The organism is Actinosynnema sp. NPDC020468 (genome assembly GCF_040642015.1).
GTDB lineage: Bacteria > Actinomycetota > Actinomycetes > Mycobacteriales > Pseudonocardiaceae > Actinosynnema.
In genome coordinates, this window is record NZ_JBFAEO010000064.1 from 12616 (window position 1) to 34468 (window position 21853).

17 protein-coding genes are annotated in these 21853 nt (G+C 73.8%); 7 read left to right on the forward strand and 10 right to left on the reverse strand.

Going from position 1 to position 21853, the window contains the following annotated elements:
- Window positions 1-232: 232 nt before the first annotated feature.
- Window positions 233-913, reverse strand: a complete 681-nt coding sequence (locus tag AB0G50_RS32135; protein ID WP_360116407.1) for an AraC family transcriptional regulator — start codon at window positions 911-913, stop codon at window positions 233-235.
- A gap of 19 nt (window positions 914-932) precedes the next feature.
- Entirely contained in the window at window positions 933-1451 is a 519-nt protein-coding gene (locus tag AB0G50_RS32140; RefSeq protein ID WP_360116410.1) for a hypothetical protein, read from the reverse strand.
- 95 nt (window positions 1452-1546) lie between these two features.
- On the opposite strand from AB0G50_RS32140, the gene AB0G50_RS32145 reads away from it, so the two are divergent.
- Window positions 1547-1879, forward strand: a complete 333-nt coding sequence (locus AB0G50_RS32145; protein ID WP_360116413.1) for a hypothetical protein — start codon at window positions 1547-1549, stop codon at window positions 1877-1879.
- Here AB0G50_RS32145 and AB0G50_RS32150 read toward each other — a convergent pair.
- On the reverse strand, window positions 1870-2244 hold the full coding sequence (locus AB0G50_RS32150) for a hypothetical protein (RefSeq protein WP_360116416.1): 375 nt from the start codon (window positions 2242-2244) through the stop codon (window positions 1870-1872). The two genes, AB0G50_RS32145 and AB0G50_RS32150, sit on opposite strands and share 10 nt — an antisense overlap.
- 160 nt (window positions 2245-2404) lie before the next feature.
- Here AB0G50_RS32150 and AB0G50_RS32155 point away from each other — a divergent pair, with 160 nt between their 5' ends.
- Window positions 2405-2638: a hypothetical protein gene (locus tag AB0G50_RS32155; protein WP_360116419.1), complete on the forward strand. Its 234-nt coding sequence runs from the start codon at window positions 2405-2407 to the stop codon at window positions 2636-2638.
- 42 nt (window positions 2639-2680) lie between these two features.
- Here AB0G50_RS32155 and AB0G50_RS32160 read toward each other — a convergent pair whose 3' ends face one another.
- Window positions 2681-2899, reverse strand: coding sequence for a helix-turn-helix transcriptional regulator (locus AB0G50_RS32160; RefSeq protein ID WP_360116422.1), 219 nt, complete (start codon window positions 2897-2899; stop codon window positions 2681-2683).
- A gap of 11 nt (window positions 2900-2910) precedes the next feature.
- Window positions 2911-3318 carry a hypothetical protein gene (locus AB0G50_RS32165; protein WP_360116425.1) on the reverse strand — a complete coding sequence of 136 codons (408 nt, stop codon included), beginning with the start codon at window positions 3316-3318 and terminating at the stop codon, window positions 2911-2913.
- Window positions 3319-3396: 78 nt separating this feature from the next.
- Here AB0G50_RS32165 and AB0G50_RS32170 point away from each other — a divergent pair, with 78 nt between their 5' ends.
- On the forward strand, window positions 3397-4617 hold the full coding sequence (locus AB0G50_RS32170; RefSeq protein ID WP_360116428.1) for a hydrolase: 1221 nt from the start codon (window positions 3397-3399) through the stop codon (window positions 4615-4617).
- 5 nt (window positions 4618-4622) lie between these two features.
- On the opposite strand, the gene AB0G50_RS32175 is transcribed toward AB0G50_RS32170, so the two are convergent.
- Entirely contained in the window at window positions 4623-5102 is a 480-nt protein-coding gene (locus AB0G50_RS32175; RefSeq protein WP_360116431.1) for a MarR family winged helix-turn-helix transcriptional regulator, read from the reverse strand.
- A 112-nt stretch (window positions 5103-5214) separates the two neighbouring features.
- Between AB0G50_RS32175 and AB0G50_RS32180 the strand changes: the two genes are divergently transcribed.
- Entirely contained in the window at window positions 5215-6012 is a 798-nt protein-coding gene (locus AB0G50_RS32180; RefSeq protein ID WP_360116434.1) for an SDR family NAD(P)-dependent oxidoreductase, read from the forward strand.
- Window positions 6013-6211: 199 nt separating this feature from the next.
- Here the strand turns inward: AB0G50_RS32180 and AB0G50_RS32185 are convergent, their stop codons facing one another.
- The gene (locus AB0G50_RS32185; RefSeq protein WP_360116437.1) at window positions 6212-8962 is read right to left on the reverse strand and encodes a BTAD domain-containing putative transcriptional regulator; all 2751 of its coding nucleotides are present in this window, start codon (window positions 8960-8962) and stop codon (window positions 6212-6214) included.
- A gap of 208 nt (window positions 8963-9170) precedes the next feature.
- On the opposite strand from AB0G50_RS32185, the gene AB0G50_RS32190 reads away from it, so the two are divergent.
- Complete coding sequence (locus tag AB0G50_RS32190; RefSeq protein WP_360116440.1) at window positions 9171-9845, forward strand: hypothetical protein; 675 nt, start codon at window positions 9171-9173, stop codon at window positions 9843-9845.
- Between the two features lie 148 nt (window positions 9846-9993).
- Window positions 9994-11145 carry a hypothetical protein gene (locus AB0G50_RS32195; protein ID WP_360116443.1) on the forward strand — a complete coding sequence of 384 codons (1152 nt, stop codon included), beginning with the start codon at window positions 9994-9996 and terminating at the stop codon, window positions 11143-11145.
- Between the two features lie 562 nt (window positions 11146-11707).
- Here the strand turns inward: AB0G50_RS32195 and AB0G50_RS32200 are convergent.
- Window positions 11708-17164, reverse strand: coding sequence for a carboxyl transferase domain-containing protein (locus AB0G50_RS32200; RefSeq protein ID WP_360116446.1), 5457 nt, complete (start codon window positions 17162-17164; stop codon window positions 11708-11710).
- Between the two features lie 469 nt (window positions 17165-17633).
- Here AB0G50_RS32200 and AB0G50_RS32205 point away from each other — a divergent pair, with 469 nt between their 5' ends.
- Window positions 17634-18845, forward strand: a complete 1212-nt coding sequence (locus AB0G50_RS32205) for an MFS transporter (protein ID WP_360116449.1) — start codon at window positions 17634-17636, stop codon at window positions 18843-18845.
- A 51-nt stretch (window positions 18846-18896) separates the two neighbouring features.
- On the opposite strand, the gene katG is transcribed toward AB0G50_RS32205, so the two are convergent.
- Together katG and AB0G50_RS32215 are read right to left on the reverse strand one after the other, a co-directional pair.
- Window positions 18897-21131, reverse strand: a complete 2235-nt coding sequence (katG, locus tag AB0G50_RS32210; RefSeq protein ID WP_360116452.1) for a catalase/peroxidase HPI — start codon at window positions 21129-21131, stop codon at window positions 18897-18899.
- A gap of 19 nt (window positions 21132-21150) precedes the next feature.
- On the reverse strand, window positions 21151-21585 hold the full coding sequence (locus AB0G50_RS32215; protein ID WP_360116455.1) for a Fur family transcriptional regulator: 435 nt from the start codon (window positions 21583-21585) through the stop codon (window positions 21151-21153).
- Window positions 21586-21853: the final 268 nt, after the last annotated feature.

A 21853-nucleotide genomic window follows, 5' to 3' on the forward strand; every position in this document is an offset into this window, starting at 1 on the left:
GCGGCCGCGCGCCGGGCGGGTCTCCGGGGGTCAGCCTCGCCCTTCGGCGGGCAGCCACACTCCGAGCCGCTTCCTCGATCGGCTGGGGGAGCGCCCTACCCGGCGGTTCGCGTCGGATCGGGCTCACCGGGCGTCCGCCGTGCCGTCGCGGCACCGGCCGCTCGCGTCGAGGTCGGCTCGTCGCCTGCCACCCGAAGGTCCGCCGTGGCCGTCGCGGCCCCAAGTGCGCGCGTCAGGGCCGGGTCGGCGCGGTCCGGCCGGCGCGCAGCACGGGCAGCACCGCGGCCGGCGTCAGGCCGATCATCTCCCGCATCCGCCGGGTCAGGTGGGCCTGGTCGGCGAAACCGGCGGTGATCGCGGCCTCGGCGGGGGACTCGCCCGCGCCCAGGGCCTGTGCCGCGTGGCGCAGGCGGGACCACAGGCGCCAGCGGGGCAGGGGCATGCCCAGTTGGTCGCGGGCCAGGGCGCGCAGGCGTTGCGGCGAGAGGCCCACCAGGGCGGCCACGGTGGGCATCGGCGAGGCGTCCCTCAGCGCGTCCAGCGCCGCCACGAGGCGCGGGTCCAGGGTGGTGGACGTGCCCGCCCGCAGGTCCTCCTCGCGCAGGCCGCGCAACCCCGGCACGGCGGTGATCCCGCCGCCGTGCCCGCGCAACCGGTCCGCGAACGCGCAGTGCGGCTCCACGAAGTACGTCACCAACTCCGGCGTGCCGAGCATCCGGTGCCGGGCCATCGGCGGCACGACGAGCACCGGCGCGCGGTGCGTGCCCGCCGCGTCCACCAGCGTGACCTCGCCCCGCACCGCGATCGCCACCTGGAAGGCGGCGTGCCGGTGGAACGCGCTGTCCTCGACCGGACCCCGGTACACCGCGTACCCGTCGCCGACGGCGAAGCGGGCCGTCGATTCGCCGTCCACCCCGCAGATCCTGCCGGCGTCAGCCGACGAGGCCGAACACCCCCACCACGGCCGGGTTCGCGGGGTCGATCCGGACCTCGTGCCGCGTTCCCGGCGCGTACTGGGAGTACGTCATCGTCGGCACCATGTGCGCCACCGTGGTCTGGTAGGTCGCGCCGTCGGCCCGCGTGACGTCCAGCAGCGAGGTGTACTGCCGCAGTCCCGCCACCGCGACGCCGGTCGGGTCGAGGGTGCGGATCACGGCGGTGGCCGGGTGGCCGGTCTCGTGCAGCCGGCGCAACTCCTGGCCGTAGGCGTTCGCCACGGCCTGGAGCCGCAACTGCTCCTCGGCGGGCAGCGCGAGGAACGCCGCCAGATCGGGGTCGGCGCCGAACGCCTGCGCCGCCATCGCCTCGGTCGGCAGCTGCGGCCGGATGTCGTAGCCCTGGCGCGCCGCCTCCTGCCGGAACCGGGCGGCGTGCTGGTGGAACTCCTGCTCACCCCGGGCGGTCGCCTGCTTCGTCGCGGCGTCGACCTGGTCGCGGAACTTCTTGAACATCGTGGCCCCACCTCTCGGTCGTGCTGTCGTGGTGCCATCGTGCGGGCGGCGCTCGCCCTACCGGTCACAGGTTCCGGCGCGGGTAGGCTCCACCGGTGGACGTGCTGCCGAACGGGACCGAGGTCGTCGCGCACTGGGAGTTCGTGGCCGACACCGAGCACAGCTGGGTCACCGGCCAGGTGCTGGTGCGCAGCGACGGGGTGCTCCTGCGCCGGTACGGCGGCAGCAGCAGCCGGGACCGGCGAACCACCTGGGAGTACCACCCGTGGACGCCGGTGCCCTGGTGGTCCGGCGAAACCGACGGCACCGCCGCGCTGCGGGCGTTGCAGGCGGCGGGGTACGACCTGACCACGCCGGGCCCCGTGCCGGTGTACGAGAGCACCGCCGGCCCGTTCGACGGCTACCCGCCGCGCCCCAGCTACCTCTGAGCGCCTCGGCGCAACCAGCGCAACGCGGCGTCGGCGGTGTCGTCGGGCGTGGTGTTGAACGCGATGGCCGCGCCCGGCGCGTGCAGCCGGACCAGGTTGACCACCTTCTCGAACAACTCCAGCAATTCCTCGGTCTTGCGGATGCCGCCGCCGATCACCACGCAGGCGTAGTCGGCGGCGACCAGCGCGTCGGCGATGGTGCCCTCGGTGTGCTCGTCCAACGGCACCAGGCACTCGTCGAACTCGATCCCGCGCTCGCGGAACCGGTCCCGACCACGGGCCAGCGCGGCCAGGACCGGCTCGGGGTCCCACCCCGGGATCAGCGCGGGGTTCAGCCCGATCAGCAGGACTCGTCCGAACGGCATGGCCACTCTCCTCGACCGACGGCGCCTCGCGGGCGTCCTCCATGCTGCTGGCCGCGCGCCCGGTCGGCAAGACGAGGCCCGGCCCGCCGCCGAACGGTCGCTTTCGTCGGCGTGCCAAGGGTTCTACGGTCGGATCATCGGCAGACGAGACGGGGGTCCGATGGGACGACGGGCGGGTGTGGTCGCGCTGGCCGCGGTCGGTGCGCTGCTGTTCGGCGGCACGGCCGAGGCGGGAGCGCTGGGCCAGTGGCTGGTGGCCGGCACGTACGACTCCGAGGCGGACTGCGTGGCCGCGAAGATCGACAACCGGGGCGTCCCGGTGCTGCCGACGGGGCATTCGTGCTACCGCTACGGGACTTCGGGCGGCTACTACTACAAGTTCTACCAGCGGTGACCACCTGACCGTCCACAAGGGACGGTCGGCACCGCGGAACCGTCACCCCGGCGGTTCCGCGGCCTCCGCCCGGTCGGGGCGGAAGATCTCCTCGATGGTCAGGCCGAACGCGTCGGCGAGGGCGAACGCCAGGGGCAGGCTGGGGTCGTACCGCCCGGTCTCGACGGCGTTGATGGCCTGCCGCGAGACCTGACACCGGTCGGCCAGGTCGGCCTGGCTCCACCGACGGGCCGCGCGCAGCTCGCGTAGCCGGTTGTGCACGTGATCCCCCCTCAGCGGTGGAAGCGGGTGCGCAGGTCCGCGATCGACAACCAGATCGCGACACCGCCGAGCAGGATCAGCTGCGCCAACTGGTGCAGCGCGACAATGCCGGCGGCGTCCAGCAGGGTGGCCACCTGGAGTCCGACGAGGACCGCGGCGAACGCGATCGCCATGCTCTCCAGCTGGACCTTGCGCAGGTACTCGTCCGCGCGCCGGAACGCCCGCACCAGCACCCACACCACCGCCAGGGCGAACGCGGTGGTGATCGCGATCCACCAGGCCTTCTGCGCGGTGCTCTGGTCGGGGTTGCTGCCCAGGGCCAGCGCGACCACGCCCAGCGTCGACACCGGGATGCCGTCGATGAGCACGGCGCGGCGGGCCGCCCGGGTGACTTGATCTTGCCGTGCCTCGTGTGCCATGTGGCAAAAGGTAAGCCGTCCCTTCCACAGTGTCAAGCGACCTTGACTGGATGGAAGGTGAACCTTACATTTTCGCCCATGCCGAACGAGAACCTGCTCCGTCGCCGAACGCTGCTCGCCGCCGCCGCGGCCACCGCCGTCACCACCGCCGTCACTTCCACCGCGCCGGCCGTCGCGCGCCCCGCCGCGGCCTCGCCGGCCGGCCCGCCGCGACTGACCCTGCCCGCGCCGACCGGTCCGCACCCCGTGGGCACGGTGTCGCTGCACCTGGTCGACTCCTCCCGCACCGACCCCTGGCGGCCGTCCCGCCCGACCAGGGAACTCGTGGTCCAGCTCTGGTACCCGGCGCGCCCCGGCGACGCCCACCCGCTCGCGCCGTGGATGTCACCCGGCGCCGCCGCGCTGTTCGAGCAGGGCCAGGGCATCCCGCCCGGCGTCCTGCTGCTGCCCGTCACGCACGCCCGCCAGGCCGCGCCGGTGGACCGGGGCCGGTGCGGCCGGTCGGTCCTGCTGTACTCGCCGGGGTTGCGCAGCGACCGCAGCGTCGGCACGGCCCTGGTCGAGGAGTTGGCGAGCCACGGCTACCTGGTCGCGGCCGTCGACCACACCTACGACGCGGACCAGGTCGAGTTCCCCGGCGGCCGGGTGGAAACCTTCGCGCTCACCGGCGAGATCGACGACGCCCTGATCGCCAAGGCCCTCGCGGTGCGCACCGCGGACACCCGGTTCGTGCTGGACCGGCTCGCCGCGCTCGACGCGGGGCACAACCCCGACGCCGACCGGCAACCCCTGCCCGCCACGCTCACCCGCGCGTTCGACCTGACCCGGGTCGGCGTGCTCGGCCACTCCCTGGGCGGCGCCACGGCCGCGGCCGCGTTGCGCGTCGACCGCCGGCTGCGGGCGGGCGTCAACCTGGACGGCAGCCTCCTGGCGCCCGTCACGGCGGGCACCGACCGCCCGTTCCTGCTGTTCGGCAGCGACCCCGGGTCGGCCGGGGAGGACCCGAGCTGGGACGCGTTCTGGACGAGTCAGCGCGGCTGGAAGCGCGAACTCGCCCTCACCGGCTCCACCCACATCTCGTTCACCGACCTGGAGACGCTGCTGCCCCAGGCCGCGCCCGTGCTGGGCCTGACGCCCGAGCAGGTGACCGGTGCGATCGGCACCCTCGCGCCGGACCGCGCGATCACCGCGCAACGCGACTACGTCCGGGCGTTCTTCGACCTGCACCTGCGCCAGGTCGACGGCCACCTGCTCGGGCGCCCCTCGCCGCGCTACCCGCAGGTCCGGTTCGTCCGCTGAGGGCGTCAGTCCGGTGGGTGCCGGGCGCGGGACCAGGTCAAGCCCTCCAGCTGCTCGATGCTCTGGTTGAACTCGGTCAGCAGGGTCAGGAACTCGCCGGTGCGCTCGTCGTCCCACCCGGCGATCTCGATCAGCCGGTCGGCGCCGGCGCGGCTGATGGCGCGGTCCGCGTCCAGCCGGTCCAAGCCCAGCGCGGTGGGGCGGAACTTGCGGGCCATGCCGCCGTCCGGGTCGGGGATGCGCTCCACCAGCCCGTTGCGGAGCATCGCGCCGACCTGGCGGTTGATGGTGGAGATGTCGACCTGGAACGTGTGCGCGAGTTCCTTGAGCGTCAACGGCTCGCCGATCTCCAGCCGGGTGAGCAGGACGTAGGCGGAGCGGTCCAGGGTTTGGCCGGCGCGCGGGCCGCGCGAGGCGACGAAGTGCCGGGACAGCCAGGTCAACTCCCGCTCCAGGTCGCCCACCCGGTCCTCGCGGTCGCTCATGCGGCGGTTCCCTTCCGTCCGGTCGGCGTCCAGGGAAGTGTACTATACACATCGTGTGCATGATGCACATCGGTCGGCCGCGCCGCGCGGCCACGACGAAGGGACACCGACGATGGGACGCCTCGCGGGCAAAGTGGCCGTGATCACCGGCGCGGGCAGCGGGATCGGCCGGGCCGCCGCCCGGTTGATGAGCGGGGAGGGCGCACGGGTCGTCGTGGCCGACTTCGACGCCGAGGGCGCGAAGGAGACCGCGCGACTGGTGGCGGAGGCGGGCGGCACCGCGCTGCCGGTCACGGTCGACGTCACCGACGAGGCCTCCGTGGCCGACCTGATCGCCGCGGCGGTGGCCGAGTTCGGCGGGCTGCACGTGCTGTGCAACCACGTCGGCGGCACGAACCCGCGCACGGACCTCGACCTGCTGCGGATGGACCTGGCCGAGTTCGACCGGGCCGTGTCGCTCAACCTGCGCAGCACCCTCTACGGCGCCCGGCACGCGATGCCGCACCTGATCCGGGCCGGCGGCGGATCGATCGTCAACACCGCCTCGGTCGCCGCGCTGGTGGGCGACGTGACCCAGACGTCCTACGGCGCGGTGAAGGCGGCGGTGGTGAGCCTGACCAAGTCGATCGCCGTCCAGTACGGCCCGCAGCGCGTGCGCTGCAACGCGATCGCGCCCGGCGCCGTGCTGACGCCCGCGCTGGAGGACAACCTGCCGGAGTCGGTCGTCGAGTCGCTCAAGGCGGGCAACGCCCTGCCCTACCTCGGCTCGCCCGAGGACATCGGCCACACGATGGTGTTCCTGGCCTCCGACGAGTCCCGGTACCTCACCGGCCAGTTGCTCGTGGTGGACGGCGGCATGACGGCGCAGTCCTCGGCCGCGCCCGGTCGCCGCGCCATGCTGCCCGGATGACCGGCGACCCGGCGGCCGGCAGGTCGGCAGGTCGGCAGGTCGTCCGACGCGACCTGCCGACCACCCGCCACCGGCGCCTCCGGCGGAACTGGGAGAGGCGCGCGTTCCTGGGGTGTGCGCCGACTCCGCCGGAGTGGGGGCGGTTGGACGGGGACCCCCCTCGATCAAGCCCCGTCCACCCGCCCACCGCCGTGCAAGATCACTGTGCCGGGTCCGCCGGCGGGGTTTCTTGGGTACTTCTTGGATCCGCCAGCCGAGCCTGGATCCGGTCGACGTCCGTGGCGCGGCACTGGTCGTGGCACAGGTCGAGGGCCTGCTGCCACGCCTGCCGGGCGAGCTCCGGCCGACCTCCGTCGACGTGCAGGTCGCCGACGCCCTCCAGCAGGTCCACCACGGCGAACGCGTTGCCCTCGACCCGGTGCAGCGCGATCGCCTCCTCGTAGTGCCCCAGCGCCTCGGCGTGCTCGCCCGTCCGGTGCGCCACCCGGGCCAGCGCGCGCACCGCGCCCGCCTCGCCCCGCCGGATGCGGTGCTCGCGGGCCAGTGCCAGCGCCTCGGCCGCGTGCGCCCGCGCCCGCTCGTGCTCGCCGAGACTCGTCTCGTGCATCGCCACCGCGGTCAGCGCCTCCACCACCCACGGCGGCTCGCCGACACCCCGGTACACCTCCAGCGCCCGCACCGCGTGCGGGAGGGCGCGCGCCGCGTCCTGGCGCAGTTCCCACGCCACGGCGAAGATCAGGTGCACCCGCCCGACCGCGACGTCGTCACCGGACCGCCGCGCCAGTGCCAGCGCCTCCTCCAGGTTGCGCAGCGCGTCGTCCAGCGGACCGGCCACCGCCTGGGCGCGCCCGAGCCCGCGGTGCGCGAGCAGCCGCACCTCCACGTCGTCCCGCAGCAGCGCGGCGGCCAACCCCACCTCCCACACCCGGATCGCGTCGTTCGCGTGCCCGCGCAGGGTGTGGAAGTTGTCCAGGCACCACGCGAGCTGCCACGCCGCGTCGGTGCCGGCCGCGAGCCGCTGCACGACGCCCAGGTTGTTCTGGTGCTCGACGGTGAACCACTCCCAGGCGGCCTCCTCGTCGGCGATCGACGCGGGACGGCTGCCCTCGACCTCGGGCCACAGCACGATCGGCGGGCGGTGCGGGTGCACGAGCCGGTCCGCGTCGAAGGCGGTGCGCAGGTGGTGGTCCACGAGCCGGCGTCCGGCGACGGACCGGCCCGGGTCGAGCGCGCCGAGTTCCGCCGCGTACAACCGGACCAGGTCGTGCATCCGGTACCGGCCGGGGGTGTGCTGCCGGACCAGCCGCGCGTTCTCCAACTCGGTGAGCGTCGCGCGGGCTCCCCGTCCGGCGAGCGCGGTGGCCGCCGCGAGGCCGATGTCCGGGCCCGGCGCGATTCCCAGCAACCCCAGCAGGGTCACCGCCCGGGGCGAGAGCGCGCGCAGCGACAGGGACAGCACCGCGCGCAGGTTCGTGGTCAGCTCGCCCGCGTCGAACGCGTCCAGGCGCGACGCGTCGTCGTCCAGTTCGTCGGCGAGCGCGGCCAGCGGGTGCGTCGGCTCGGCGCCCGCCCGCGCGGCGGCGATGCCGATGGCCAGCGGGAGACCGGCGCAGTGCCGCAGCACGCGGTCGGCGGCCTCGGGCTCGGCGGCCAGTCGCTCCGCGCCGAGGTGCCTCGCGAGCAGGGCCCGCGCGGTGTCCTCGTCCAGCACGTCGAGTTCCAGCGCGGTCGCGCCGTGGCCGGTGACGAGCCCGGACAGCCGCCTGCGGCTGGTCACCAGCACCACCGACTCGCCCGCCGGCAGCAGCGGCACGACCTGGGCGGAGTCGGCCGCGTTGTCCAGCAGCACCAGCATCCGCCGCTCCGCGAGCAGCGTGCGGAACAGCCCGGACTGCGCGTCCAGACCGGCGGGCACCGACGCGGCCGGCACGCCCAGCGTGTCGAGGAAACCCTTGAGCACCACAGAGGGCGGCGTCGGCTCGTCGGTCGGGTCGAACCCGCGCAGGTCCGCGTACAGGTGGCCGTCGGTGAACTCCTCGGCGTGGTCGTGCGCCCAGCGCAGCGCGAGCCAGGTCTTGCCGATGCCGCCGGTGCCGTCGATCGCCGAGATCACCACGGTGCCGCGCCGGGTCAGCGCCTCGTCCAGCCTGGCGAGTTCGCGCTCGCGACCGAGGAACGCCGTCGGCGGCGCGGGCAGTTGGCGCGGCGCGCGATCGGTCGGGGTCAGCACGGGGTCCGCGCGCAGGATCCGCTCGTGCAGCAGGCGCGCCTCGGGCCCGGGATCGGCGCCCAGTTCGTCCGCCAGCCGCTTGAGCAGCCGGTCGTAGCAGGTCAACGCGTCCGCCTGGCGTCCGCCCCGGTAGGCGGCGAGCATGAACTGGGCGGCCACGCGCTCGTCCAACGGGTACCGGTGGACGAGCGCCGCCAGGTCGGTGAGCAGTTCGTGGTGCTCGCCGCGGCGCAGCGCGATGTCGTTGCGGTCCAGCACCGCGGCCAGGTGCTGCCGTTCCAGCCCGGCGCGCACCCCGCTGAACCACGCCGACTCCACGCCCGCGCACGGCTCGCCGCGCCACAGCCCCAGCGCCTCGTCGACCAGGGCCAGCGAGCGCTCGTCGCCCCGCAGGTCGCGGGCCCGGGCCAGCAGGTCGGTGAAGCGGTGCAGGTCGACGTCGGACGGGTCGACGGTGACCGCGTAGCCACCGGACCGGCGGACGATCGTCGCGGTCGTCGGCGCGAGCGCCCGGCGCAACTGGTGCACGTAGCCGTACAGGGTCGTGCGCACGCCCAGCGGCGCGTCGTCGCCCCACACCCGGGCCACCAACCGGTCCAACGGCACCGGCTCGACGTCGACCAGCAGCGCGGCCAGCACACCCCGTTGTCGCGCGTGACCCAGCTCGACCTGATCACCGTCGTGCCAGGCCGAGATGTCCCCCAACAGCCTGAATTCCATGCCTCGAGTTTCCCAGGACCGGGGTCGTGCCGGCGTGGCCGGGCTTCGTGCGCCGGGCCGCCGACGCGCTCGTGCTCCACCTCCTGGAAACGCTGTAGTGCTTGTGCCGCAACGGGTTCAGCCGGGTGAGCGGTGGGTAACGCACTGCGCGCGCGCCCCGACAGAGCGTGCGGGACACAGCGTTCCCCGACCGGAGGCAGGTACCCGCATGATCCGCTCCCTCGTCGCCGCGCTCGCCCTCGTGGCGGCCACCGCGACACCCGTCCAAGCCCTCCCGCTGACCCGGCAGATCACCGCCACTCCCGCCGTCGCGGCCGTGGACCCCCAGCAGAGCACCACCATCTCCGGCGAGGTCACCGAGGAGACCTCGCCGGGGGTGTGGACCGGCGTCGGCGGCGCGGGCGTGCACGGCGACCTGTGCCTGAACCCCGCGTGCACCGACATCTGGGGCGGCGGCGCGAACACGAGCGCGGACGCCGGCGGCCACTACACCCTGACCGTCACCCCGTACCGCACCGGCTACTGGCGGATCTCCGGCGGCGGCGCGCAGGTGGTCACGACCAGGCTGGGCGTGCGCCAGGACCTGAGCCTGTCGCTGTCGGCGCCGAGCCGGGACGCGGCCGGCGTCGTGCGGTCGACCGGCACCCTGTTCATCGGGAGCAAGATCCTCCCGCCGGAGCCGCTGACCGTCCGGATCGAGTTCTCCCCGGACGGCGTGACCTGGCAGCACCGCTCGTCGCCGACCGTCTACCCGCTGCTCTCCGGGCTCTTCCACTACTTCGTCACCGTGACCGAGCCCGCGTCGGGCTACTGGCGCGCGGTGCACGACGGCACGGCGGACAGCACCACGCCGCGCACGACCGGCGGGTACTACCTGACCTGACCTCGGGAGGTGCCGGTCATTTCGGACACGATGGAATAACGGCGCCCGAACCGCGTAGCGGCGGACCGCCCGACCGCGACGTCCTCTTGCGAGACGTCGATCATGGGGCGCGCCGGCCACCGCGCGCCCTCGCGGGAGGTAACGCCGAATGGCCGCCACACACATCCGGGGCCGGTCCGTGCTCGCCATCGCCCTCGTCGGCGCACTGACCGCCGCGTGCGGCGGCGCGCCGACCGAGGCCGGGGGAACGACCGGCGCGCAGCCGACCCCGGCGTCCGCCGCGACGTCCTCGGGGCGTGCCGCGTCGGCGAAGTGGACCCGGTCGCCGGAGATCAAGCTCGAGGACACCAGCTTCGGGCGCGCCCAGCGGATCGGCGACGAGCTGTGGGTGTCGGCGACCACCAAGGGCGCGTCCGTGGTGCACGTGTTCGACCTGGGCTCGCACGCGCTGAAGAAGACGATCACCGTCGCGGCCAGGGCGCTCGCCGCGGCGGACAACGTCAACGCCATCGCCTCGTCGGCGCACGCGGTGTTCCTCGACACCGGCGCGGGCAACCTCCAGGGCGTCGACCGGGCGACCGGCGCGGTGTCCGCGTACCGGCAGCTGCCCTCGACCGACGCGGAGGTCAAGCCGGGCAAGCCGGTGTCCGAGCCGGACGGCGAGTTCGCCTACGCGCTCGTCGGCGACACCCTCTTCGAGCTCGACACGGCCGACGCGGTGCCGCTGCGCAACTGGCCGCTGACCGACCCGAGCGGCCCGGAGGTGCCGGCGGGCGCGACGCTCGACCACCGCGTCCTGGGCGCGGCGGCGGGTCTGATCTGGTACGGCGTCGTCGCCAAGACCACACCGCTCACCGCGCCGCCCGAGTACGACCACCTGCTGGCGTTCGACCCGGCGAAGGACTCGGTGCGCCCGATCGACGTCAAGGCGGACGGCGTGATCGCCGGACCGGCGACGGTGGGCGACAAGGCGGTGTTCGCGCACCAGGGCAAGCTGTGGCTGGTCGACCCGTCGAAGGGCGCCGCGACACCCCTGGAGTTCACCAGGCTCTTCGCCGACGGCCGCGCGAAGCCGACCGCCTCCATCGACAGCCTGTCGACCTACGGCACCGAGGCCGCCGTGGTCGTGGACGGCCTGGCCGAGGTCGTGGACACCGCGACCGGCACGTCCTCGATCGTGCCCGAGGAGTGCGACAAGCCGAAGCCGGCCTACAACGCGTGCCTCTTCGGCAGCGCGGTGCTGGCGAAGGACGCCCTGTGGTTCGTGACGCCGAGCGCGATCACGGTTTTCACCCGCTGACCGCGGGAGAGCGAGGACTTGTCCGCCGGCGCGCGGATCTCGGGTTCGGCCGCGAGGCGACGCGCGCGCGGACCGCGCTCCCGCCCCGACACGGTGCCTCCGGGCGGGGGCGGGCCTGAGCGTGTGCCTTCGCGGGCGTGAGTCGGGCACGTCGCGTGGGTTCGGGCGAGTGCGCTGCGGTGTGTTTTCGCGCCCCTGCGCCGGCCTGCCTGACGCGGTGCCTCCGGGTGAGGGCGCCTGAGCGTGTGCCTTCGAGCGCGGGAGCTGTGCCCATCGCCGTGCGTTCGGGCGAGGGTGCTGCCCCCGCGTCCGCGGTCCCGCACCGGGATGCCGGCGTGGTGTCTTCGGGCGGGGCTGGGCGGGTGCCTTCGCGGGGGCGTGAGTCGGGCACGTCGCCGTGCGTTCGGGTGAGTGCGCTGCGGTGTGCCCTCGCGCCACCGCGTCCGCGCCCCTGCTCCGGCCCGACAACCCTTGCCCCGCAAGGAGTTTGCGCACCGCCGTCCCCGCCACGCACAACGCCCCCTCCCGAACCCGGGAGGGGGCGTTGTGCGTTACTCGCGCGTCAGCGCCCGTGCGACTCGATGACCTCCACGATGCGCGGTCGGAGGTCGGCGGTGCTGATCACCGCGTCCACCGAGCCGACCTCCACCGCGCGGCGGATGTCGTGGACCCGGTCGAACTCCGCCGCCACCTCGCCCAGTTTGTCCGCGCGGACCGCGGCGCGCAGCTCGTCCAGCTCCGCGGTCAGCGCGGCGCGGTCGGTGCCGGTGGCCGCCGCCACGCGGGACTCCTGCTCCTTCACCCGCGGGTCGGCCGCGGTGCGGCTGTCGACGTCGGCCGAGAACACCACGGCCGCGGCGGGCGCGCCGCCGAGCACCGAGGCGAACGAGCCCTCCAGCGCCAGCACCGTCATCGACGGGTTGAGCGCCTTGGAGAACACGACGAACGCGCCGCCGTGGTACCGGGAGATCACGCAGAACACGATCGGGCCCCGGAAGTTCACCACCGCGCGACCGATCTCGGCGCCGTACTCCAGCTGTAGCTTCCGCATCGACTCCGGCGAGCCGTCGAAGCCGGACAGGTTGGCCAGCACCACCAGCGGCCGGTTGCCGCTCGCCGAGTTGATCGCCCGCGCGACCTTCTTGGACGAACGGGGGAACAGCGTGCCGCCGGTGTAGGTGTCCGGGCCGTCGGTGGGCGGGAACCCGCGCCGCGGCACCGGCCGGGACTCGATGCCCACCAGGCACACCGGCCACCCGCCGAGGTGGACGTCCTGCACCACGGCGGTGTCCGCGTCGGCCATGCCCGCCCAGCGCTCCAGCACCGGGTGGTCCTGGTCGGCCAGCGCGCGCATCACCGTGCGGATGTCGAACGCCTTCTTGCGGTCCGGGTTGTGCTCGACCGAGAAGATCTCGCCGACCGTGGTGAAGTCGCTGCCCGCCACCGCGTGCGGGAACGACGAGACGTCCCGGTCGACCGGGTCGTTCGTCCTCGCCCGGCGCGGCGCGGCCTCGCCCGGCGCGACGTAGGTGTGGTCGTAGTGCGCCATCAGCACGTCACGCGCGCCGAGCAGGTCCGGCGCCCAGTACTGCGCCTGGCCGTTCGGGCCCATGACCCGGTCGTAGCCGCCGATGCCGAAGTTGTCCTCGGCCGACACGCCGCCGGAGAAGTCGAGCGCCTGCTTGCCCGTCAGCACCATGGTCGAGTCCGGCGTCATCACCAGGATTCCCTTGGTGTGCATGAGCATCGTGGCCTCGGCGTTCCAGTACGGCTGCGCGCCGACGGTGATGCCCGCGACCACGATGTTGATCTCGCCGCCGTCCTGGGTGAACTCCACGATCCGCTTGAGCGCGGCCGCGACCCAGTCCATGTTCTCGGTGCCCGAGGCCATCGAGATCCGCGCGCCCGAGGACAGCGCGAACCACTCCAGCGGTACCCGCATCCGCTCGGCCAGGTCCAGCGCCGCGATCACCCGCCGGCACTCCGGCTCCGACAGCGCGCCCAGCGACTTCGTCGGGTCGCCCAGGATCACCACGCGGGTGACGCCCTGCGGGTGCCGCCTGGTCGGCGTGGTGACCACACCGGCGACGATCGCCGCCGAGTTGCGCCCCTTCGGCCGGTCCACGGGCACCAGCGCGTGCGCCTCGTCCAGGTCGTGCTCGACGAACTCGCCCAGCACGCCGGTCAGCTCGTACGGGTAGACCGTGTTCCGGCCCGCCGCCCGCAGCACCTTCTGGCGGTAGTCGTCCAGCGGCTCGACCGGCTCGTCGCTCGGCTCGCCCACGGACAACTCGGTGTCGCCCGCGGGGTTGAAGCGGATCCGCACGGCGGTCTTGGCCAGCTCGCCGGTGTTCGCGTCACGCCGACGCGCGATGAACAGGATCTCCTCCAGCCCGGCGCCCGCGGTCGTCGGCAGGATCCGCTTGGCGAGCCCGTCCAGCTCCGCGCGGGTGATCTCGGCCGGCGGCCAGATGTAGACCACGATCCGGTTGGTGGCGACCCGCTTGCGCGACGGCCGGGCGGCCTGCGCGCGGCGGATCGAGTCCAGGCACGCCGCGACGGTGTCCTCCGCGGTGGGCAGCGCGACCAACCGGCCGTCCTGCTCCCGCAGTTCGGTCAGGTCGCGGACCTGCGCGAACGCCACCAGCCGCTCATCCGACGGGTTCCCGCGCGCCACGCAGTGGAAGAGGTACACGTCCTCGTCCGACGACGGCACCCGGGTCAGGTCGAAGTTGCGCAGCCGCTCCATCTGCATCCGCTGCGCGATGTAGGGGTGCAGGCCGCGGATCAGCCGCTCCTCGACCATGCCGCTGGTCGACGGGCGGAACGTGAAGTGGTGGTGCATCACCGCGCCGCGGCTGCCCGCGACCGTCGTGGTGAGCCTGCGGACCTGGCTCGGCAGCGGGTGCGCGGCGACGACCTCGTGCAGGGCGGCGGCCGCGGCGGCGGACTCCGCCGGCTGCTCCTCCCAGGCGAGGTAGACGTCCGCGTCCACGGCCGTGCCGCCGGCGGCCAGCTCGGCCAACCCGCGCAGCGCGTCACCGAGCGCGTCGAAGCGCACCGCGGTGGACACCAGCCGCGAGTCGGCCCGGTCGGCGACCACGAACGTGCAGCCGGCCACCGGGCTGGTGCGGACACCGGCCAGGCCCTTGTTGCCGTAGTACCGCCGGGTCAGCACCTCCAGCACGACCGCGTTGTCCACGTTGTCGCGCAGCAGGCGCTGGCCGAGCAGCCGGACCAGCGGCTCGGTGCTGCCCACCATCTCGGCGACCCGCTCGGCGCGGTCGGCCGCGTCCGGGTGCAGGTCGAGGTGGCGCAGGTGCTTGCGGACGTCGGCGTAGACCCGGGCCCGGTTGCGGCGCAGCAGCGGTTGCGCGAACCAGGCGAACACCACGCCGCGCGCCAGGTCGGCGACCGCGGGGAAGCGGACCTGCGTCGCGGCCACCAGCCGCTCCAGCGCGAGACCGGCGGGCTCGCGCAGCGTCTCGTCCGGCGGCAGTTCCCGCAGCCACGAGCTGAGCAGCGCGGTGACGACCGCGGCGTCCGCGGCGGCGCGCTGCTGGGCCAGGAAGATCCGGAACACCGCGGCCTCGAGCTCCGGCGAGCGCTCCAGGTCGGCGACGCCGTAGTTGCGCAGCGCCTTGGCGAGTTTGGCCTGGAAGCCCTCGGACAACCCGGCGCGCTCGACGTCGAGGCTTTGCAGGTAGGTGTGGAAGTACTCGCGCGCGCTGTGCACGTCGCCGGCGACGAGGTCACCGCCCGCGGGCCGGTTGCGGCTCAGCTCGGCGAGGTCGGCGAACACCTCGACCAGGCCGATCTCGGCCTCCAGCGGCCGGTGGCCCGCCTCGGCCTCCGCCCGGCGCACGGCCAGGTAGTCCTCGAGCACCCGGCCCTCGTCGTGCGGGTCGACGTCGAAGCCCAGCAGCAGGCTGCGCAGGTCCTCCAGGCCGCGGGTGGCGCGGTCCCACGAGGACACCTGCGCCGGCGCGGCGGGCAGGTCCAGCTCGACCGACGGCCGCGGCCGCGCGACCTCGCCGTCGGCCTCCGCGATCGGTTCCAGGCGCAGCAGCGGCGTGCCGGCCTCGACCTGGCTGCCGACGGTGACCAGGATTTCCTTGAGCCTGCCCTTGAACGGCGCCCAGAGCACCGTCTCCATCTTCATGCTCTCGAGCACCAGCACCGGCGCGCCGGCCTCGACCTCGGCGCCGACCTCCACCGGCCGCGCGACGACCAGCGCGGGCGCGGGGGAGCGGACCACGCCGCCCTCGTCCCGGCTGACCCGGTGCGCCACGCCGTCGACCTCGACCAGGTGGGTCGGGCCGTGCGTGCCGATGAGCAGCCGGTGCCGCGCGCCGTTCACGGTGATCTGGCCGCGGTACCGGTCGTAGCGGTCCAGTCGCACGTCGGCGGTGCGGACGTCCTCGCCCGCCTCCACGCCGACCCGGAACCGGTGCGCGCCGACCCGGGCCACGCGCACCCGGTAGCCGGCGCCGCCGAGCTTGAGCGTCAGCGGCCGGCCGCTCTTGTGCTGCACCTGGGGGCGGCCGCCGAACGCGGTGGACAGCAGTCGCTGCCGCTCGGCGCGCTCCTCCTCCTCGTACACCTCGATCGCGGCGGCGACCAGCGCGACGCCGGAGTGCCGGTGGGCGACGAGCCTGCCCTCGCCGCGGACGCGGTCGATCCAGCCGGTGTCCGCGCTGCCGTCGATCACCTCCGGCTGGTCGAGCAGGTCGAGCACGAAGCTCTTGTTGCTCGCGCCGCCCTCGATGATCAGCGTGGTCTGCGCCATGGCCCGGCGCAGCCTGCCCAGCGCCTCGTCGCGGTCCTTGCCGTAGGCGATGATCTTGGCGACCATCGAGTCGAAGTCGCCCGGGATGACGTCGCCCTCGCTGACACCGGTGTCGACCCGGATGCCGGGTCCCGCCGGGAGCCCGAGCCGCGCGATGCGACCCGGTGACGGGGCGAAGTCGCGGTCGGGGTCCTCGGCGTTGAGCCTGGCCTCGATCGCGTGCCCGCGCTCGACCGGCGGGCTGCCCTCCAGCCGACCGCCGGACGCGACGTGCAGCTGGGCCTTGACCAGGTCGAACCCGGTGGTGATCTCGGTGATCGGGTGCTCGACCTGGAGTCGGGTGTTGACCTCCAGGAACGCGAACAGCCGGTCGCCGGGGTGGTAGAGGAACTCGACGGTCGCCGCGCCGCAGTAACCGACCGCGACGGCCAGCCGCTCGGCCGAGGCCTTCAGCTCCGCGACCTGCTCGGGCGCGAGCACCGGCGAGGCCGACTCCTCGATCACCTTCTGGTTGCGCCGCTGCACCGAGCAGTCCCGCACGCCCAGCGCCCACGCGGTGCCGTGACCGTCCGCGATGACCTGCACCTCGACGTGCCGGGCGCCGGTGACGAGCCGCTCCAGGAACACCACGCCGCTGCCGAACGCCCGCGCCGCCTCCTGGCTGGTGCGCTCGTAGGCGTCGGACAGCTCGGCGTCGCTGGTGATCACCCGGATACCGCGCCCACCGCCGCCCGCGGTCGCCTTGAGCATCAGCGGGTACCCGATGGAGGCCGCGGCCTCCAGGGCGGCGTCGAGGCTCTCGACCGCGCCGCGGCTCCACGGCGCGACGGGCACGCCGACCTCCTCGGCGATCAGCTTCGCGCCGATCTTGTCGCCGAGCCGCCGCATGGCGTCCGCGCCGGGGCCGACGAACGCGACCCCGACCTTCTCGCACAGCTCCGCGAACGCCGGGTCCTCGGCGACGAAGCCCCACCCGACCCACGCGGCGTCCGCGCCGGTCTCCACGAGCGCGCGCTCCAGCACCTTCAGGTCGAGGTACGGGCGCGCCGACGCGGGACCGAGGTCGTAGGCGATGTCCGCCTCGCGCACGAACGTGGCCGTGCGGTCGACGTCGGTGTGCAGCGCGACGGTCTCGATCGGTGTCGAGGTCTCCGCGGCCAACTCGCGGACGGCCTGGATGAGCCGCATCGCGGCTTCACCACGGTTGACGATGGCGATACGACGGAACACCGGAATGAGTCCCTCCACTGGTCTGGTGCCGGAGTCTAGCGACCACACCGGTGACTTCCTCACCGTCGCAACATCCAAGACGGGGCCCTCGGATTTGTATGTCCACTACGAATTCGTGTTATCCGCAGGTCCACGCGACGCCGTGCCACCCGCCCGCGCCGACCGGGGTGCGCGGCGCTACGGGATCGCGATCACCCGCGCCGTCCGTTACCGACGAGTACTCGCCCGATCGGCTGACCGCCGGCCGACCTTTGCCACCCTTCCGCTCACCCCGCACGGGTGGATTATTCCAGCATCCCTATTCCTTCAGTGCAGACCGAAGATAATGCTCCGGCGCCCGGCCGGCCCGCGGCCGCCGAACCCGGACATCCTGGACACGGGTGATGATCACGACGCGGATCCGGGGGGACCGACGGAGGGGACACAAGCGACGCCGGCGCGGCGCGGCCGGTGGCGGGACGCGGCGGAAGTGTTGGGGGACAGGCGCTTCCGCCGGTTCTTCCTCGGCTACGCCACCTCGTTGACCGGCTCGTCGCCGGCACCGGTGGCCATGACGTTCGCGGTGCTGGACGTGGACGCGTCGCCGACCGCGCTGGGGCTGGTCTTCGCCTCCGGCGTGGTGCCGACGATCGTGCTGCTGCCGGTCGGCGGCGTGCTCGCGGACCGGGTGTCGCGACGGGCGGTGATGGTGGGCGCGGACCTGGTGTGCGCGGCGGCGCAGTTCCTGTTCGCGGTGCTCGTGGTCACCGGCACGGCGCGGCTGTGGGAGCTGATGGTGCCGGCCGCGGTGCGCGGTGGCGCGGCGGCGTTCTACCAGCCGGCGCTGAGCGCCTCGGTACCCGACCTGGTGCCGGTGGACCGGCTGCAACGGGCGAACTCGTTCCTGGCGCCGGCGAAGTCCGTTCCCGAGGTGGCCGGTCCCGCGCTCGCCGGCGTGCTGGTGGCGGTGGGCGGTTCGGCCGCGGTGCTGGTGATCGACGGCGCGACCTACCTGCTCGGCGCGGTGTTCCTCGCGGGCGTGCGGGTGCCGGCGCGGGCCGCGACCGCGCGCCGACCGTCGATCCTGGTCGACCTGCGGGAGGGCTGGGACGCGTTCCGCTCGCGGCGCCGGCTGTGGACCGGCATCGTGCGGCCGGCGCTGTGGAACCTGACCGTGGTGGCGCCGTTCCTGGTGCTGGGGCCGGTCGTCGCGCGGGAGTCGCTGGGCGGTGCCTGGGCGTGGGGCGCGATCTCGGCGGCGCAGGGCGCGGGCGCGGTCCTGGGCGGGCTCGTGCTGCTGCGGGTCCGGGTGCGCCGACCGCTGGTGACGATCGTGCTGGTGCAGCTGCTCTGGGTGCTGCCGCTGGGTTTCCTCGCGCTGCGGGCGCCGGTGCCGGTGGTGGCGGTGGCCGCGTTCGCGGTGGGGGTGAGTTCGAGCGTCTTCGCGACGTTGTGGCGCACCGCGGAGCAGACCCACGTACCGGGCGACGTGCTGTCCCGGGTCACGTCCTACGAGCTGCTCGGCGCGTTCGCGCTCGGGCCGGTGGGCCTGGCCGCGGCGGGACCGGTGGCGGCGGTGGTGGGAATCGGGCCGGTGCTGTGGTTCGCGGCGGCGTGCCAGGTGCTCACGAGCGCGGTGCTGCTGCTGCCGGACGTGCGGGCGGTGCGGCTCGACGGTCGGTCGGGCGAAGGGGTGGGGTGACGCGGGTTCCGCCCGGGTCGGCCGAGGGGTGGCCGACCCGGGCGGAGCGGATCACGCGACGTCGTACCGGTCGAGGTCCATGACCTTGACCCACGCGGAGACGAAGTCGGCGACGAACTTCTCCCGGGCGTCGTCACTGGCGTAGACCTCGGCCACGGCGCGCAGCTCGGAGTTCGAGCCGAACACCAGGTCGACGCGGCTGCCGGTCCACTTGACCTCGCCGGTGGCGCGGTCGCGGCCCTCGAAGGTCTCGGCGTCCTGGGACGTCGCCTTCCACTCGGTGCCCATGTCGAGCAGGTTCACGAAGAAGTCGTTGGTGAGCGACTCCGGCGTGGTGGTGAGGACACCCAGCGAGGACCGCTGGTGGTTCGCGCCCAGCACCCGCAGGCCGCCGATGAGGACGGTCAGCTCGGGAGCGCTGAGGGTGAGCAGGTTCGCCCGGTCCACGAGCAGGAACTCCGCCGGGAGGCGGTGGCCCTTGCCGAGGTAGTTGCGGAAGCCGTCCGCGGTGGGCTCCAGCGGCGCGAACGAGTCGGCGTCGGTCTGCTCCTGCGAGGCGTCGGTGCGGCCCGGCGTGAACGGCACCGTCACGTCGTGGCCCGCGTTCTTGGCGGCCTGCTCGACCGCCGCGACGCCGCCCAGCACGATCAGGTCGGCCAGCGAGACCTTCTTGCCGCCGGTCTGCGCGCCGTCGAACCGCTCGCGCACACCCTCCAGCGCGTGCAGCACGGTGGCCAGCGCGTCGGGCTCGTTGACCTCCCAGCCGCGCTGCGGCTCGAGGCGGACCCGGGCGCCGTTGGCGCCGCCGCGCTTGTCGCTGCCGCGGAACGTCGAGGCCGACGCCCACGCCGCGGACACCAGCTGCGACACCGAGAGGCCGGTGGCGAGGATGTCGCGCTTGAGGGCCGCGACGTCGTCGGCGTCCACCAGCTCGTGGTCGACGACCGGCAGGCGGTCCTGCCAGAGCAGCTCCTCCTGCGGCACCAGCGGGCCGAGGTAGCGCTGGATCGGGCCGAGGTCGCGGTGGGTGAGCTTGAACCAGGCGCGGGCGAACGCGTCCGCGAACTGGTCCGGGTTCTCCAGGAAGCGCCGCGAGATGGGCTCGTAGATCGGGTCGAACCGCAGCGACAGGTCGGTGGTCAGCATCGTCGGCGGGCGCACGAGCGAGCCGTCCTCGGGGTCCGGCACGGTGTTCGCGCCGGCGCCGTCCTTGGGCTGCCACTGGTGGGCGCCGGCGGGGCTCTTGGTCAGCTCCCACTCGTAGCCGAAGAGGTTCTCGAAGAAGCTGTTGCTCCACCGGGTGGGCGTGGCGGTCCAGGTGACCTCGAGGCCGCTGGTGATCGCGTCCCTACCCTTGCCGCTGCCGAAGCTGTTGCTCCAGCCCAGGCCCTGCTCCTCCAGCGGCGCGCCCTCGGGCTCGGCGCCGACGTGCAGGTCCGGGTTGGCGGCGCCGTGCGCCTTGCCGAAGGTGTGGCCGCCCGCGATGAGGGCGACGGTCTCTTCGTCGTTCATCGCCATGCGGCCGAACGTGTCGCGGATGTCGCGGGCGGCGGCCAGCGGGTCCGGGTTGCCGTTGGGGCCCTCGGGGTTGACGTAGATGAGGCCCATCTGGACCGCGGCGAGCGGGTTCGCGAGGTCGCGGTCACCCGAGTAGCGCTCGTCGCCGAGCCAGGTGCGCTCCGGGCCCCAGTACACGTCCTCGTCGGGCTCCCACACGTCGGCGCGACCGCCGGCGAAGCCGAACGTCGGGAAGCCCATGGTCTCCAGGGCGCGGTTGCCGGTGAAGATCATCAGGTCGGCCCAGGAGATCCTGCGGCCGTACTTCTGCTTGACCGGCCACAGCAGGCGGCGGGCCTTGTCCAGGTTGCCGTTGTCCGGCCAGCTGTTGAGGGGCGCGAAGCGCTGCATGCCCGCGCCCGCGCCGCCGCGGCCGTCCTGGACCCGGTAGGTGCCGGCGCTGTGCCAGGCCATCCGGATCATGAACGGGCCGTAGTGGCCGAAGTCGGCGGGCCACCAGTCCTGCGAGGTGGTCAGCACGGCGTCCACGTCGGCCGCGAGGGCGTCGAGGTCGAGGGTGGCGAACTCGGCCGCGTAGTCGAACGTCCCGCCGAACGGGTCGGCGACCGCGGGGTGCTTGCGGAGGATCCTCAGGTTGAGCTGGTTCGGCCACCAGTCACGGTTGCTACCGCCCTCGGTCGGGTGGCTGATGCGCCCGTGTGGGACCGGGCACCCACCCGCGCCTTCCTCGTTCATCTCTCCAACGACGGCGTTCGGACTGTCGGACACGGGAATCCTTCCGGGGTGGTCAGTTCGACAACGGTGAATCCAAGCAGGCGGGGCACAAACCCCGGTACACGACCTCGGCTTCGTCGATCATGAAGCCGCGGGAGTCGGAGGCGGTCAGGCACGGTGCGGCGCCGACGGCGCAGTCGACGTCGGCAATGGCGCCGCAGGACCGGCACACGACGTGGTGGTGGTTGTCCCCTACCCGCGCCTCGTAGCGCGCCACGGAGCCGGGCGGTTCGATCCGGCGCAGCAGGCCCGCGGTGGTCAACGCGCGCAGCACGTCGTACACGGCCTGGTGCGACACGGCGCCGAGCTTGTCCCGCACGACGCCGATGATCGAGTCGGTGTCGGCGTGCGGCCGGTCGTGGACGGCGGCGAGCACGGCGATCCGAGGGCTCGTCACGCGCAGTGACGCGCCGCGCAACAGCTGCTCGAAGTCGGAGGCCGTGGGCACGCGCCGTAGTGTGGTTCAGTTTCTGGAATCAATCAACTCTGGCCCGGTTGACGAAGGACACAGTTGACGGTTGCGCCGAACCACCGGGAAGCTGTGCGGCCGTTCGGCCCGTCCGCCGGGAGGATCGGGCCCGCTCTCGTCCCATGACCACAGGTTTTCCCGGTGGCGTGGCGCGGGGGAGGGTACGGCCGGGTCGCGGGCGTGCCGTGACCTCCACCCTGTTCAGGGCCTTTTCCGGGGTGTGGAACCGGGTCTCGGGGCGGTCGGG